This is a genomic window from Mesorhizobium sp. M0052 (assembly GCF_040323255.1).
Lineage (GTDB): Bacteria > Pseudomonadota > Alphaproteobacteria > Rhizobiales > Rhizobiaceae > Mesorhizobium.
The window spans coordinates 66,144-81,342 of the sequence record NZ_JAMYUS010000008.1 but is presented as its reverse complement, the minus strand read 5'-3'; the positions used below and the strand labels follow the sequence as shown (position 1 = coordinate 81,342).

13 protein-coding genes, 1 tRNA gene and 1 pseudogene are annotated in these 15,199 nt (G+C 63.3%); 10 read left to right on the top strand and 5 right to left on the bottom strand.

The features are described 5' to 3' along the window. The first annotated feature begins 199 nt into the window (after positions 1–199). Positions 200–1,210 carry an acetyltransferase domain-containing protein gene (locus NKJ77_RS12800; RefSeq protein WP_352535289.1) on the top strand — a complete coding sequence of 337 codons (1,011 nt, stop codon included), beginning with the start codon at positions 200–202 and terminating at the stop codon, positions 1,208–1,210. Further along, entirely contained in the window at positions 1,207–1,713 is a 507-nt protein-coding gene (locus NKJ77_RS12795) for a methyltransferase family protein (protein ID WP_352535288.1), read from the top strand. Before NKJ77_RS12800 ends, NKJ77_RS12795 begins: the two co-directional genes overlap by 4 nt. A 300-nt stretch (positions 1,714–2,013) precedes the next feature. On the opposite strand, the gene NKJ77_RS12790 is transcribed toward NKJ77_RS12795, so the two are convergent. Next, complete coding sequence (locus NKJ77_RS12790; protein WP_006203215.1) at positions 2,014–2,400, bottom strand: MerR family transcriptional regulator; 387 nt, start codon at positions 2,398–2,400, stop codon at positions 2,014–2,016. A gap of 158 nt (positions 2,401–2,558) precedes the next feature. Then, complete coding sequence (gene mgtE, locus NKJ77_RS12785) at positions 2,559–3,977, bottom strand: magnesium transporter (RefSeq protein ID WP_023670790.1); 1,419 nt, start codon at positions 3,975–3,977, stop codon at positions 2,559–2,561. 266 nt (positions 3,978–4,243) lie between these two features. Between mgtE and NKJ77_RS12780 the strand changes: the two genes are divergently transcribed. The 5 genes from NKJ77_RS12780 (at position 4,244) to sucD (ending at position 9,462) form a co-directional block, all read left to right on the top strand. Further along, on the top strand, positions 4,244–4,909 hold the full coding sequence (locus NKJ77_RS12780) for a response regulator transcription factor (protein WP_023670791.1): 666 nt from the start codon (positions 4,244–4,246) through the stop codon (positions 4,907–4,909). Positions 4,910–5,055: 146 nt separating this feature from the next. Beyond that, on the top strand, positions 5,056–6,246 hold the full coding sequence (locus NKJ77_RS12775; protein ID WP_023731220.1) for an aminotransferase class V-fold PLP-dependent enzyme: 1,191 nt from the start codon (positions 5,056–5,058) through the stop codon (positions 6,244–6,246). Positions 6,247–6,256: 10 nt separating this feature from the next. Beyond that, entirely contained in the window at positions 6,257–7,231 is a 975-nt protein-coding gene (locus NKJ77_RS12770; RefSeq protein ID WP_023670793.1) for an HpcH/HpaI aldolase/citrate lyase family protein, read from the top strand. An 18-nt stretch (positions 7,232–7,249) separates the two neighbouring features. Then, positions 7,250–8,434 (top strand): malate--CoA ligase subunit beta, encoded by a 1,185-nt coding sequence (locus NKJ77_RS12765; RefSeq protein ID WP_023712720.1) that lies wholly within the window; start codon positions 7,250–7,252, stop codon positions 8,432–8,434. 128 nt (positions 8,435–8,562) lie between these two features. Further along, entirely contained in the window at positions 8,563–9,462 is a 900-nt protein-coding gene (gene sucD / locus NKJ77_RS12760; RefSeq protein ID WP_023712719.1) for a succinate--CoA ligase subunit alpha, read from the top strand. Between the two features lie 27 nt (positions 9,463–9,489). Here sucD and NKJ77_RS12755 read toward each other — a convergent pair. Further along, positions 9,490–10,422: pseudogene (locus tag NKJ77_RS12755) on the bottom strand (TauD/TfdA dioxygenase family protein). 398 nt (positions 10,423–10,820) lie between these two features. Here NKJ77_RS12755 and NKJ77_RS12750 point away from each other — a divergent pair. Beyond that, positions 10,821–11,900: a sensor histidine kinase gene (locus tag NKJ77_RS12750; protein ID WP_023685214.1), complete on the top strand. Its 1,080-nt coding sequence runs from the start codon at positions 10,821–10,823 to the stop codon at positions 11,898–11,900. 235 nt (positions 11,901–12,135) lie between these two features. Next, complete coding sequence (locus tag NKJ77_RS12745) at positions 12,136–12,369, top strand: GcrA family cell cycle regulator (protein ID WP_081727347.1); 234 nt, start codon at positions 12,136–12,138, stop codon at positions 12,367–12,369. Positions 12,370–12,569: 200 nt separating this feature from the next. Here NKJ77_RS12745 and NKJ77_RS12740 read toward each other — a convergent pair. Further along, positions 12,570–12,654: transfer RNA gene (locus NKJ77_RS12740), tRNA-Leu, on the bottom strand. Positions 12,655–12,991: 337 nt separating this feature from the next. Here NKJ77_RS12740 and lipB point away from each other — a divergent pair. Continuing rightward, positions 12,992–13,735 (top strand): lipoyl(octanoyl) transferase LipB, encoded by a 744-nt coding sequence (gene lipB / locus NKJ77_RS12735; protein ID WP_352535287.1) that lies wholly within the window; start codon positions 12,992–12,994, stop codon positions 13,733–13,735. A 19-nt stretch (positions 13,736–13,754) separates the two neighbouring features. Here the strand turns inward: lipB and NKJ77_RS12730 are convergent, their stop codons facing one another. Next, complete coding sequence (locus NKJ77_RS12730; RefSeq protein WP_352535286.1) at positions 13,755–15,005, bottom strand: site-2 protease family protein; 1,251 nt, start codon at positions 15,003–15,005, stop codon at positions 13,755–13,757. Between the last annotated feature and the right edge of the window lie 194 nt (positions 15,006–15,199).

Genomic DNA, 15,199 nt, shown 5'->3' with positions numbered 1-15,199 from the left:
GCGCTGGCGCTTCCTCCGCCGGTAACAGGAAACCGACCCCTTCCTGGCAAAAAGCGAATTCGGCCAAAGGCTTTCCGGCTCTGGCCTAAAGCGCCGCCCGATGCAGCCGCACGGCGCGACCCGGAGCGTAGAGGGCGGCCTTCTTTTGTCCGGTGCAACCGTGATAGTCGTCTTTGGGGCTGAATCAGATCGCGAGACCATGAGCATCCATACCGCACCCCCTGGAGATCAACTGAAGCGAGATCAACCGAAGCGTATCGTCGCCATCGATGTCGTACGCGGTATCGCGCTGATCGCCATGGCGAGCTACCACTTCACCTGGGATCTCGAAAATTTCCACTACACCGACCCCGGCCTCACCGCCGTCGGCTGGTGGAAGATCTATGCGCGCTGCATCGCCTCGACCTTCCTGTTCCTGGTCGGCGTCAGCCTGTTTCTCGCTCATGGCAGGCAGATCCGCTGGACCGGCTTCTGGAAACGTTTTGCCATGGTCGCCGTCGCGGCCGCCGCCATATCGGCGGTCACGTACTTCATCACGCCGGACAGCTTCATCTTCTTCGGCATCCTGCATCAGATCGCGCTGGCCAGCCTGCTCGGCCTTTTGTTCTTGCGGCTGCCGTCCTTGCTGACGCTTGTCGTGGCGGCGGTGGTGATCGCCGGGCCGATCTATTTCCGATCCGAAGCCTTCGATCATCCGGCGCTGTGGTGGGTCGGCCTGTCGGCGATCAACCCGCGCTCCAACGATTACGTGCCGCTGTTTCCCTGGTTCGGCGCCGTGCTTCTCGGCATCGCCGCGGCAAAGTTTGCGTCCACCACCGGCCTGCTGGCGCGGCTGGCCACGCTGGGATCGGGAAGCTGGACCAGGCCGCTCACCTTCATCGGCCGCCACAGCCTGGCTTTCTACCTGATTCACCAGCCGCTGCTGTTCGGCTGCGTCTGGCTGTTCTCGCAGATTGCGCCGGCGCCCGTCGAAACAAGGGAAGTGATCTTCCTCAAGGAATGCCAGGTATCCTGCGAACAGCAGCGCGACACGGAGTTCTGCACCAGCTATTGTGTGTGCATGCTGGACACGCTGCAAAGCGAAGCGGCATTCGACCGGCTCTACAATGGCGACCAGACCCCGGAGTTCAAAGCGCATCTCGGTGAACTCGCCGGCATCTGCACCGCAAGGACGGAGGAGAGTCCGATGACGCAGGGAGGGCAACAATGACCGACAAGCTCACAAAACCCGGGCTGGCAAAACCCGATCTACCGAGACCACGGCTGATCCCATGGCCGCCGCTGATCTACATCGCCGCCATTGCCATCAGCATCGCGCTCGGCCTGTTCTATCCCCTGCCCTGGATCGGCGACCTCTTGGGCGACCTTTTGTTTGCCGCCGGCTTTGTGGTGCTGTTTGCCGTCGCAGCCCTCTGGTTCACCGCTATCCGCACCATGATCGGGGCCAAAACGACGATGAACCCCAATGGCGCGCCGGATCATCTGGTGACGTCCGGCCCGTTCGGCGTGACGCGCAACCCGATGTATCTGGCCAACACGCTGCTTTTGATCGGCGTCGCCTTCGTCTCGGGGATCGTATGGTTCCTGCCGCTGGCTTTGATCGCGGCATTTGCAACGCAGAAGGTCGCCATCGAGAGCGAGGAGAAGGTGCTGTTCGCCAAATTCGGCAAGAAGTACCGCGACTATGCGAAGCGGGTCAGGCGCTGGATCTGAGGCGGCGTGGCAGGGGTGTATACCTTGGCGATTAGCTGGCGCATCCGTTTCTTCGTCATCCACGAGCGGAGCAAGGAGCGTAGCGACGCAGCACAGACCCGAGGATCCATGCCGCGACTCCAGAGCGTTGCTATGGTCCAGAATTCGCTACCGCTGCACTCCACGACCGATGTCACGGAATGGATTCTAGGGTCTCCGCGACGGAGCTTCGCTCCTGCTTCGCCCTAGAATGACGAAGTGTGGAAGGCCTCCGCTAATCGCGAACGTTTGCGACGGGCGCGCAAACGCTCGACGGTCCGCTCAGGTATTAACCCCCAGCTCCACCAGCCGCTCGACGCAAGACTCCTCAGCCTGGTCGAGCTCCGCCAGCGTCTCCTCGAGATCGCGGCGCTTCTGCCTGAGATCCTCGCGCTTTTCCTCGATGCGCTTGATCATCAGCTTGAGTTGACCGACCTCGCCGGGCGGTTCCTTATACATCTGGATGATTTCGCGGATCTCGTTGATCGAGAAGCCGAGCCGTTTCCCGCGCATGATCTGGCGGATCAGATGCCGGTCAGATGGGCGAAACAGCCTTGTGCGGCCCCGCCGGACCGGTTGCACCAGCCCCTCATCCTCGTAGAAGCGCAGCGTCCGCGTCGACACGTCGAATTCGCGGGTCAGTTCGGTGATCGAATAATATTCCCGCATCTTTGCTCCAAATGTCGGAACATCGGAAAACGCCCGGTCGCCCGGGATTTCCAACGCATTCCGATCAACCCCGTTCCAAGCCGGACTCGGCATGAAACCCCGCGCAAGCCTCGCACCACATTTACGTAAAAGTCAATTGAGCCCGCAACGCCTCTTTCTCAAGGGATAGCGAACCACCAGGTGGCCAGCCCCAGGAAGGCAAAGAAGCCAACGACGTCGGTGACGGTGGTGACGAAAACCGCCGACGCCACCGCCGGATCGATCTTGAACCGGTCGAGCAATAGCGGGATCAGGATACCGGCAAGGGCTGCCACGAACATGTTGATGATCATCGCCGCCGCTATGATGCCGCCCAGATTGGCATCGCGGAACCAGACGGCCGCGACGATGCCGATCAGCACGGCGAAGATGATGCCGTTGATGGAACCCACGCCCATTTCGCGGCGGATGATGCGGCCGGCATTGTAGATGTCGAGATCCCTGGTCGCCAGCGCGCGTACCGTGACGGTCATGGTCTGCGAACCGGCATTGCCGCCCATGCCGGCCACGATCGGCATCAGCACGGCCAGTGCCACGATGTGCTCGATGGTGCGGTCGAACAGGCCGATCACCGACGCCGCCAGGAACGCCGTCAACAGGTTGACCAGCAGCCAGGGAACGCGCGAGCGCGAGGTCGAAAGAATGCTGTCGGACAACTCTTCGTCGCCGACGCCGCCCATGCGCAGCAGATCTTCCTCGGCCTCCTGCTGGATGACGTCGACGACGTCGTCGATGGTCAGCACGCCGACCAGCCGCTCGTTCTCGTCGACGACGGCGGCGGACAGAAGATCGTATTGCTCGAAGTCCCGCGCCGCCTCTTCCTGGTCCATGGTGGCCGGAATGGCGTGCCTCGTCTCGTGCATCACGTCTCCGACCTTGGTCGTGCGCTTGGTGCGCAGGATCTGGTCGAGGTCGATGGCGCCGAGCAACTTGAAGCTTGGATCGATGACGAAGATCTGGCTGAACCGCTCGGGCAGGTTCTTGTCTTCGCGCATGTAGTCGATGGTCTGGCCTATGGTCCAGAACGGCGGCACGGCGACGAACTCGGTCTGCATGCGGCGGCCGGCGGTCTCTTCCGGGTAGTCGAGCGAGCGGCGCAGCCTGATCCGCTCGGTGAACGGCAGCTGCGACAGGATCTCGTCCTGGTCTTCCTTTTCAAGATCTTCGAGAATGTAGACCGCGTCGTCGGAATCGAGGTCCTGCATGCCCTGGGCAATTTGCTCATTGGGCATATTGTCGACGATATCGCGGCGGATCGCCTCGTCGACCTCGGTCAGCGACGAGAAGTCGAAGTCGGCGCCGAGCAGTTCGACAAGGGCGCGACGCTGTTCGGGGTGCAGGGCCTCGAGCAGATCGCCAAGTTCCGACTGGTGCAGGTCGTCGACTTCGCGCTTCAGCGTCAGCGTATCGCGATCGGCGATCGCCGCCCCGATCTGGGCGAGGAATGATGACAGAACGGCGCCGTCCTCGCCATAGATGTCGGCGTGGGCATCGTCAGCGGCTTTGGCGCCGGTCGTGTGGTCGTCCTGGCGTTCCACCAGCGGCTCCCGCCATGGGAATTTCGGAAAAGGTGCCTGTCAGGTCTAGCGCGCAACGCACGGTAATATCAAACGAAATGCGCCCCGCCCTGCATATGGGCGAGAGCGATTTCATCAGGATATGACGCCGCCCAGGATTCAGGCGGCGCGACAGCGCATGTCGCTGGGGAAAGAGCACCCCAGCACGGTTGGGGCAGAATTGTCATGATGCAGGTTCAGGCAAAGGCCGGACCCGCCCAGGCGACAACCAGAACAGCCGGAAGCCCTTGAAGATCAGGTCGCAGACGCAGAAAGCAATCGAGGAACGGCGCGTGCGCGTGGTCGTGGCCGAACGCAATCCGCTCGTGATATCGGCGCTGCGCGACATGCTGGACTGCGACGGGCGCTTCGAGCTCCTGGCCTGCGTGCAAAGCGGCAGGCATTTTCTTGAGTTGGCAGCGGAAGGCGAATTCGACGTCGCAATCATCGGGTGGAAGCTTGCCGACATGGACGGCGCCGATGTGCTGGCCGAGGTTCACAGCCGCAAGCTCGGCGTGCGCATCGCGGTGTTTTCCAACGACCACGACATCGGCATCCTGAAGCAGTGCGTGCGCCTCGGCGCCCAGGGCTACTGCTTCCAGTTCGACGATCCAGCGATCATCTTCGAGACCATCCTGGCCGTCGCGCATGGACGCATCTGCATCCCCTACATCGACATCAATAAGGTCAACGACACGCCCTTGTCGCTGCTCACCGTGCGCGAGCGCGAACTGCTGGCCGTGCTGTCCGACGGCTGGACCAATTTGCAGATCGCGACGCGTACGGGGATTTCCGAGAACACGGTGAAGTATCACCTCAAGAATCTCTACGACAAGCTCGACGTCCGCAACCGGGCGATGGCCGTCGCGCTCTATGCGCGCGAGCGGCGTACCCAGAAGCAGCCGTTCGGGTAGGAAAGCGATGAGCCGCGGGTAGGTCACCCGGGTAGGCAACCCCCACCCGCGCGCGGCAAGATGTTACCTCTTGAGGTGTTGTTGCCATTAGCCGTCGAAACGAAACTCCCCATCACCGCTTTGCTGGATCAGGAGGAGTTCGCGACATGGCCGGTTTCACCCATCTTTTCATTCCCGGACCGACCAACATTCCCGAACAGGTCCGCCAGGCGATGAACCTGCCGATGGAGGACATGCGTGCAGCATCCTTCCCCGATCTCACGCTACCGCTGTTCGAAGACATCAAGACGGTGTTCAAGAACGAGACCGGCCGCGTCTTCATCTATCCCTCCTCCGGCACCGGCGCCTGGGAAGCGGCGATGACCAATGTGCTCAGCCCCGGTGACCGCGTGCTGATGTCGCGCTTCGGCCAGTTCTCGCATCTGTGGGTCGACATGGCCGAACGGCTCGGCTTCGAGGTCGATGTCATCGACTGCGAATGGGGAACCGGCGTGCCGCTCGAGCTCTATGCCGAGCGGCTCAGGGCCGACAAGGCGCACCGCATCAAGGCAGTCTTCTGCACCCAAAACGAGACCGCGACCGGCGTGACCAGCGACGTCGCCGGCTGCCGCGCCGCGCTCGATGACGCCAACCACCCTGCTTTGCTCTTCGTCGACGGCGTCTCGTCGATCGGCTCGATCGACTTTCGCCAGGAGGAATGGGGCGTCGATTGCGCGGTCAGCGGCTCGCAGAAGGGTTTCATGCTGCCCGCCGGCCTCGGTTTCCTCTCCGTCAGCAAGAAGGCGCTGGTGGCCTCGCGGAGCGCCACCCACCGCCGCTGCTTCTTCTCCTTCGAAGATATGATCCGCGCCAACGACGCCGGCTATTTCCCTTATACGCCGGCTACTCAGCTGCTGCGCGGCCTGCGCGCCTCGCTCGACCTGATCGCCGAGGAAGGGCTGGAAAACATCTTCGCCCGTCACCATCGCCTCGCCGAAGGCGTGCGCAAGGCGGTCGACGCCTGGGGCCTGAAGCTCTGCGCCAAGACGCCTAAATGGCACTCCGACACCGTCAGCGCCATCCTGGTGCCGGACGGCGTCGACAGCGGCGATGTGGTCAAGCGCGCCTACCAGAAATACCAGACCGCGCTCGGCGGCGGCCTCAACAAGGTGATCGGCAAGGTCTTCCGCATCGGCCATCTCGGCTGGCTGAACGAGGTGATGGTGCTGGCCTCGCTCTCGGCCGCCGAAATGGCGCTGCTCGACTGCGGCGTACGGCTGGCGCCCGGCTCCGGCGTCGGCGCCGCCATCCAGCACTTCCGCGCCTCGGCCGCCGTGCCGGTCGCCGAAGCCGCCTGAGGAGCCGACAATGAGCCACACCATCAACCACCTCAAGAAATTACGGCTGCAGCGCAGCGAGCTGGCGGTTCCAGGCTCCAGCCCGGAAATGATCGACAAGGCGGCCAACAGCGCCGCCGACTTCATCTTCCTCGACATCGAGGATGCGGTCGCCCCGCCCGACAAGGAACGCGCCCGCAAGAACATCATCCAGGCGCTCAACGACATCGACTGGCGCGCCAAGGGCAAGACCGTCTCGGTGCGCATCAACGGCCTCGACACGCACTACATGTACCGCGACGTGGTTGACGTCATGGAGCAGGCCGGTGACCGGCTGGACACCATTTTGGTGCCGAAGGTCGGCGTGCCGGCCGACCTCTACATGGTCGAGGCCATGGTCAACCAGATCGAGATGGCAAAGGGTTTCAGGACCCGCGTCGGCCTCGAAGCGCTGATCGAGACCGCGCTCGGCATGGCCAATGTCGAGGCGATTGCCGCGACACCCGGCCGGCTGGAAGCCATGCATTTCGGCGTCGCCGACTATGCGGCAAGCTGCAAGGCGCGCACGGTCAACATTGGCGGCCTCAACCCCGACTATCCCGGCGATCAGTGGCATTTCGCTCTGTCGCGCATGACCGTCGCCTGCCGCGCCTATGGCTTGCGCGCCATTGACGGGCCGTTCGGCGACTTCTCCGATCCGGAGGGCTACATCGCTGGCGCCAGGCGCGCGGCGGCGCTGGGCATCGAAGGCAAGTGGGCGATCCACCCCTCGCAGATCGCGCTTGCCAACGACGTCTTCTCTCCACCGGAAAAAGAGGTCACCCGCGCCCGGCGCATCCTCGAAGTGCTGAAGGAGGCGGAGGCGCAGGGCAAGGGAGCGGCCGCACTCGACGGCAAGATGATCGACGCAGCGTCGGAACGCATGGCGCGCAATGTTCTGGTGGTCAACGAGGCAATCGAACGGGCCAGCCAATTCTCTAGCGAGCCGCGCGTCGCCACGCATTGACTGTTCAGGGAGGACAAAATGGACATCCACGAATATCAGGCCAAGGAACTGCTGGCACGCCACGGCGTGCATGTGCCGCGCGGCGGGCTGGCCTACAGCCCCGAGCAGGCGACCTACAGGGCCCGCGAGATCGGCGGCGCCAAATGGGTGCTGAAGGCGCAGGTGCATTCCGGCGCCCGCGGCAAGGCCGGCGGCATCAAACTGTGCGCCAATGACGAGGAGATTTCCAGCGCGGCCGAGGGCATGCTCGGCCGCAAGCTGGTGACACAGCAGACCGACCCGCGCGGCAAGCTGATTTCGCGCCTGTATCTCGAGGAAGCCGTCGATATCGCGCAGGAGCTCTATGTCGGCTTCGTGCTCGACCGCAAGGAAGAGCGCGTCATGATCGTGGCGTCCGCTGCCGGCGGCATGGAGATCGAGGACATCGTCGAGAAGGCACCGAACTCCATCCTGCGCACATCGGTCGATCCCGGCGTCGGCATGCAGCGTTTCCAGGCGCGCGAGATCGCCTTCGGGCTCGGCCTCGACCACAATCTGATCGGCAAGGCGACCGAAACCATCTTCGCCTGCTATCAGGTGTTCCGCGACTACGACGCCTCGATGCTGGAGATCAATCCGCTGGTGGTGACCCGCGACGGCAATCTGATCGCGCTCGACGCCAAAATGTCGTTCGACGAGAACGCGTTGTTCCGCCGGCCGGAAATCTCCGAGCTGCGCGACAAAAGCCAGGAAGATCCGCGCGAAACTTTTGCCAGCGACCGTGGCCTCTCCTATGTCGGCCTCGACGGCAACATCGGCTGCATCATCAATGGCGCAGGGCTCGCCATGGCGACCATGGACATGATCAAGATCGCCGGCGGCGAACCGGCCAACTTCCTCGACATCGGTGGCGGCGCCTCGCCGGAGCGGGTGGCGAAATCCTTCCGCGCCGTGCTCGGCGACAAGAATGTCGAGACCATCCTGGTCAACATCTTCGCCGGCATCAACCGCTGCGACTGGGTCGCCGAAGGCATCATCAAGGCGATACGCGAGGTCGGCGTCAACGTGCCGCTGGTGGTCCGTCTCTCCGGCACCAAGGCCGAGGAAGGCCGCCGCATCCTGGCCGATTCCGGCGAGGCGGTAATCGTTGCCGACACGCTGGCCGAAGCCGCCGAAAAAGCCGTCGCTGCCTGGCGCGCGGCCACCAAGAAAAAAGCAGCCTAGAGCCGGATGATTTCAGGTCGAATCGACCTGAAATCTGAATCCGTCTCTAAAATCAAACAGATGGAGCATGATGTCGTCCGAAAACCGCTTCACACTTTTCGGCATCATGCTCTAGGGAGGTCGAGAAAATGGCAATCCTGCTCAACCGCAGCACCCGCGTCATCGTCCAGGGGTTCACCGGCAAGATCGGCAGCTTCCATGCCGAGGACATGAAGCGCTACGGCACCAAGCTGGTCGGCGGCGTTACGCCCGGCAAAGGCGGCCAGAAGCATCTTGGCCTGCCCGTCTTCAACACGGTCAAGGGCGCGGTGCGCGAGACCCGCGCGGAGGCCAGCATCGTCTTCGTGCCGCCGCCTTTTGCCGCCGATTCGATCATGGAAGCGGCCGACGCCGGGATAAAACTCTGCGTCTGCATCACCGACGGCATCCCGTCGCAGGACATGATGCAGGTCAAGCGCTACATGCTGCGCTACCGCTACGAGGACCGCATGCGGCTGATCGGGCCGAACTGCGCCGGCGTCATCACGCCCGGACAGGCGTTGATGGGCATCATGCCCGGCAGCATCTACCTCCCCGGCCGCGTTGGCATTGTCGGCCGCTCCGGAACGCTCGGCTACGAGGCGGCGTCGCAGATGAAGTCGCTCGGCATCGGCGTCTCGACCAGCGTCGGCATTGGCGGCGACCCGATCAACGGCTCGTCCTTCAAGGACATGCTGAAACTGTTCGAACAGGATGACGACACCGACGCCGTGGTGATGATCGGCGAGATCGGCGGACCGCAGGAAGCCGAAGCGGCCATTTGGGCGCGCGACAATATGAGGAAGCCGCTCATCGCCTACATCGCCGGCCTCTCCGCCCCCAAAGGCCGCCGCATGGGCCACGCCGGCGCCATCATCTCGGCCTTCGGCGAGTCCGCGCAGGAAAAGGTGGAGATCCTCAAGGACGCCGGGGTGATCATCGTGCCGACGCCGTCGTCGTTTGGTGAGGTGGTTGCAGAGACGCTGTCACGTATGAAGAAGGCCGCCTGAACAGCGGCCTTCGCGTTCGACCGCGCCTCATGCCGCCTTGTCGGCTGCCGGCTTCGCGACCTTGGTGCGGGTGGCGCTGCGGCGGCCGTCGACGCTGACCGGAACGTCGCCGTCGACCGTGGCGCGACGCACCACCCGGTGCTGGTCGCCATAGTCGTTGACGGCGTAGTGCTGCGTCGCGCGGTTGTCCCAGATCGCCACATCGCCGGCCTTCCAGCGCCAGCGCACGGTGTTCTCCGGCGCGGTGACATAGGACTGGAAAACCTCGTAAAGCTTCGCCGAATCGCTTTTGGAAAGACCGATCAGCCGTTGCACGAAATTGCCGAGCAGCAGCGTGCGCTCGCCTGTTTCGGGATGGACGCGGACGACGGGATGCTCGGTCTCGTAGATCGTCGAGGTGAAGATTTCCTCGAAGTGCTTCTTTTCCGCAGCACTCGCACGCGGCCGCACCGCGGCGTAATCGTAGGCGTTGCTGTGCACCGCCTAGAGATTGTCGGCCAGCAGCTTCAACGGCTCGGGCAGGTCCTGATAGGCGGCCGCGGTGTTCGACCAGATGGTGTCGCCGCCGGCCGGCGGTATGACGATGCCGCGAAGAACGGAGAATTTCGGATAGGCGTCGACGAAGGTGACATCGGTATGCCATTGGTCGGCGCGACCGCCGCCACGGCTGGAATCGAGTTCGAGAATGGACGCCGTTCCCTTGACGGGACCTTGGGTCGGATGCGGGACGAGGTCGCCGAGACGCTGGGCAAAGCGCTCCTGCCCGGCATCGTCGAGATGCGCCTGGTCGCGGAAGAACACCACCTTGTGCCGCAACAGGATCTGGTTGATCGCCGCGACCGTCTGCTGCGGCAGGTCGCCGGAGAGCCGAATGTTCCTGATCTCTGCGCCGACGCGTCCGGTAAGCGGGATAATATCGGAAACCGGGATGATCTGCTCTACGGGGGTAAGTCTGGTCATGGGAACCTCTTCCTCTAAAGCCGCGGGCTGGTGGCAATGCTCCGCCGTCTGCCGCCGCATAGCGATCGGCGGAGCAACTCCCTCATCGGGAGCCGACTTGCTTGGTAACGAGAGCACTGATCTCAACTCAGGAGGCGAAGGGCCGCCAAGGCTGGCGAGCAGTACCGAGATCCCATTCAAAGCGTAATTCTACAAATTCCATAGACATTTCTTTTCAAAGTTCGGCGGCCCTGAGAAAAATGCCTTCTGTTCAGTTCGCTCGTGAGCAGCAGGCGGTGGAGCCCTGCGCGACGCGGCCCGCACCAGTAGTGACGCTGTCGTATCCCTTCGATATTGGAGATGGCGGGTGAATTGCATGCCTGATATTGATGGCTTCCACGCATCACGCAGGCGCCGAGATGACAGACTCCGATAAGGCTGACGCTGTCGAGCAATTGCTCGATACGCCTGACCTCGCCACCGCGCTGGAAAGCGACCAGTTCAAGAAATTTCTCGATCAGATGCCGATCGCGATCGCCGTCTCGGAATTGATCGCGAAGGAACGTGTCGTCTACGCCAATCCCGAATTCGAGAAGCTCTCGGACCTCAAGGCGCCGAAGCTTGCGCGGGAAAACTGGGCGGCCCTTTCCGGCAGGGGGCTTCATCGGCAGAAGGACAGGCCGCTCGCCGAGGCTGTCGTTGAAGACACCGATTTCGTCGGCACATTTCGCCTCGAGCGCGGCGAGGACAAGCCGGCAATCGTCGACGTTTATTCCAACGTTATCGAGGACGACAACGGCAAGCTCTGCTTCCGGCTGGTGGCGCTTGTCGACGTCACGGCACACGGTGAGACCGAGGACGCGCGACCCGCGGAGGAGCTCATCCGGGAGAAGGACACCCTGTTGCGCGAACTGCAGCACCGGGTGAAAAACAATCTGCAGATGATCACCGCTTTGATCCGGATGGAAACCCGCAACGCCACCGAACCGGACCAGAAGCGTTTCGAAAGGCTTGCCGGCCGGGTAGACGCATTGGCAATCCTCTACCAGACATTGTCGGCTGACCAGCAGAAGGATGAGGTGGATCTTGGCGTGTATCTTAGCCAGATCGCGTCCGCCGTCATGGCGTCGCACGCAGTCGAAGGTATCCGCCTCGACCTTAAGGTGGATACCTATCCGGTATCCATCAACGTTGCCATGCCGACAGGCCTGGTCGTCAATGAGTTGCTGACCAACGCTCTCAAACATGCATTCGTCGGGCGCGATGGCGGCACGATCACGCTGCACAGCGTCGTCAGCGGCGATGGTTGCCGGGTGACTGTCGCCGATGATGGGATCGGTCTGCCGACGGGTGAGACCTGGCCCAGGCCAGGCAAGCTCGGCTCTTTGATCGCGCGGTCGCTGACCGAAAATGCCAAGGCGCAATTCGACGTCAAGTCGAGTGCCGGCGAGGGAACCAGGGTCACCATCGTCTTCAAGCGATCGGCGGCGACGGACTGAGGCTATGCAACGGCGCGCCGGCAAATCCCGGCCGGACAGGTGCTTCGGGCGCTCGCGGGTGTGGCCTTAAGTCGCAAACGATTTGGCTGCAGAAGCGGGGCGCCGGGCTTCTTTGACGGTGCGATAAGCACCACATGTGGTCCACAGCCCTCCAAAACGAGAGAAGCTCGCTCCGGCGGGTCGCACCGCGGCCGTCAGCCGGCAATGGCTATGAACCAGGAAATTGAAAACCATCATGCGTGAAAATATCAGACCAGCGTCGAGAGACGTCCCCCTCATTCAGCTAGGCCTCAACCAGTGCCGCTTCCCGGTGAGCGAAGACCGGTTGGTACCCGGTGGTTACCGTTTTTGTGCCGGGCCGACGTCGCCGGATCGCGTCTACTGCGATCACCACCACACCGTCGTGACGGCCGTTGACCCTCGTCGAGCCCGTCCGGGTCTCCATTTCCCGCAACGACGCGCCGCTTAGGTCACCCACATCCCCTGCCCCGCCACCGGCAAAGCCGGGGACTCGGGTGCAGGAGGCTGGCCGGTGCGAGCCAAGCGGCGTTCGCGTGCGGCTCTGCGACCTCTTGTTGCAACTCTGCTGCGGCCGGTTCAAGCGCCAAAGGCGATGATTTGGCGTCGACGGCCTGAGAAGCCGCAATGATTTCAATGGCCGAAAAATTATGGTGCGGTCGAGAAGACTCGAACTTCCACGGGTTGCCCCACAGCGACCTCAACGCTGCGCGTCTACCAATTCCGCCACGACCGCCCGTGGTAGGAGCCGGAACGAACCGGCTCGCGGCGTGTAGCAAATCGTTTCCGGCGAAACAAGGGCGCGGCGCGCAATAATCGCCGCGAATTGGCATATCGGCCTCTACAGCGCCGCGCGTCCTGTGAGACGCGCAAAGGACGCTGCAGCACTTTGATTTGGCGCATGATCCTTTCCGAAGATCGTTCCTATCTTCGGGGTCGTGCGCGAAGGCCGAAATGCGTGGCGAACTGGACGTTTCAGCCGGATACCGCCATATGAAGGGCAAATGCATTTGGCCCCAGAGCGCAAGGCGGTTTCGCCAAGCGGCGTGCATCACGCGAAAAACGAAAAAGCCATGACCGAACGCAGCCAGATCGCCACGTCGTTCCTGCCCTTGCCGGGTTCGACGCCGGTCGAATGGCGCATCGAGCCCGGCCTGACCGGCTACACCGATGCGCTGGCCCTGATGGAAGCGCGCGCCGAGGCGATCCGCGCGGGTGCAGCCGCCGAGATGGTCTGGCTGGTCGAGCATCCGCCGCTTTACACCGCCGGCACCAGCGCCCGCATCGAGGACCTAATCGACCCCGACCGTTTCCCGGTCTTTGCCGCCGGACGCGGCGGCGAATACACCTATCACGGGCCGGGGCAGCGGGTTGCCTATGTCATGCTTGACCTGAAGCGCCGGCGTGAGGATGTGCGCGCCTTCGTCGCCGCGCTCGAGCAGTGGATCATCGGCACGCTTGCCGCCTTCAATGTGCGCGGCGAACGCCGCGAGGACCGCGTCGGCGTCTGGGTGGTGCGGCCCGAGCGCCCGTCCCTGCCCGACGGCTCGCCGGCTGAAGACAAGATCGCGGCCATCGGCATCCGGCTGCGGCGCTGGGTGAGCTTTCATGGCATTGCCGTCAATGTCGAGCCGGATCTCAGCCATTTCAGCGGCATCGTGCCATGCGGCGTGCCGGACCACGGCGTCACCAGCCTGGTCGACCTCGGCTTGCCCGTGACCATGGCCGATTTCGACCTGGCGCTGAAATCCGCCTTCGAGGATGTTTTCGGGGCAGCGAAGTCAACTTCTGCAGAGCCGGTCCGCAAGGCCGGCTGAGTCTCGCCTCGACCAACGCTCAAAGCAACCGCGCCGAGGCCCACAACAGCCCGAAACCGTGAATGGCGAAGACGGCCAGCAGCGCGCCGGCCATGGCGAAACGGTCGAAGATGCGGATCGGCTTCAATTCGTGGCGCGGTTTTACCCCGCTACCCACTGTCATCAGGCTGAGGATGGCAAAGACGGCGCCCGCCACCAGCAGAAAGCTTTGGGAAAAGCCGGCCAGCCAGCCAAGCCACAGCAAGGCCGAGAGCAGGGAAAACGAGGCGAGCGCCAGGGCGACCGGCCCCGGGCAGATCTGGCGCAGCACCTGACCGCCGTCGAATTTCCACACCGGCACCAGATTGGCGATGTTGAACAGCGCGGCAAAGCCGGCAAGCGTCGCCAGAAGGGCGGCGGCGAGCCGATGTCCCTCGCCGGATGCGAGCCCGCTGGCGACGATCAGCAGCGGTACCAGGAACGCGGAAAAACCAGCGCCCATCAGCGCCACGAAGGCGACCTCGAAGCGGCTGTCATAAGGCCGGCCGCCAATGGCGAGGCCGCCGAGCAGCGGAATAAAAATCATCCGCGCCTTGCGATGACCGGTCAGCCGAAAGGCCGCCATGTGGCCGAACTCATGCAGGGCGACCACCGAGGTCAGGATCGCGGCCAGCGCCAGGCCGCCGAGATTGAGCCCGAAGAACGGCCACAGGATGAAAGCCGAAAGAACGGCGAAACCGACCTGGCTCAGCGGATGCTCGAACCAGCCGCCCTTGCGATATTGTCCGGTCCTCGCCCAGACCTCCAGCTTGCCGAGCTCGCGGCGCATGGCGAAGTAGCGGAACACCAGGAAGGCGACGCCGCGATAGCGATCGGTCTGGCTGAGCGTCACCCGCGTGCCGGCACCTTCCGAGGTGAGTTCAGTGGTCTCATAAAAATCCTTCCAGAACGACGCGTCGAGCGCGGTATCCTCGATGACCCGCATCGAAAAACGACTGCCTTCGACGACGTCCTCGAAGCGCGACCCGCGCTCGATCGGCTGGCCGTCGCGGCCTTCCCAGGACAGCAGGATGCGGGTCGTGCCCTGCCCGTCCAGCGGCTGGGCCTTCAGTATCTCGCCGGACCAGCCGGCATCACTGCCGAGCGGCCACAGCGCCTGCCAGAGGCGCTGCCGGTCCACGGCAACCACGCGGCTCAGCCGCACCGTGCGCAAACCGAGCGGCGCGGTCATCAGAAGGAAAATCAATCCGAGATTACCGGCCACGAGAAGGGCCGTCACGATCGGCGACACCTGAGGTTTTTGCTCCCTGTCTTGGCGGGGCAGCCTAGCGTCATGGCGGCAAGAAAGGCTTAACGGCACAGCGCCTTCCTGCCCGCCTAAAACAGTGCGGCGAACCGCAGTTGCATCACATGGCGCCGATCCAGACAGCCATGGAAACCAGAAACGCACTCATGCACACCAACGAAACGACGTCCTGAACAAGA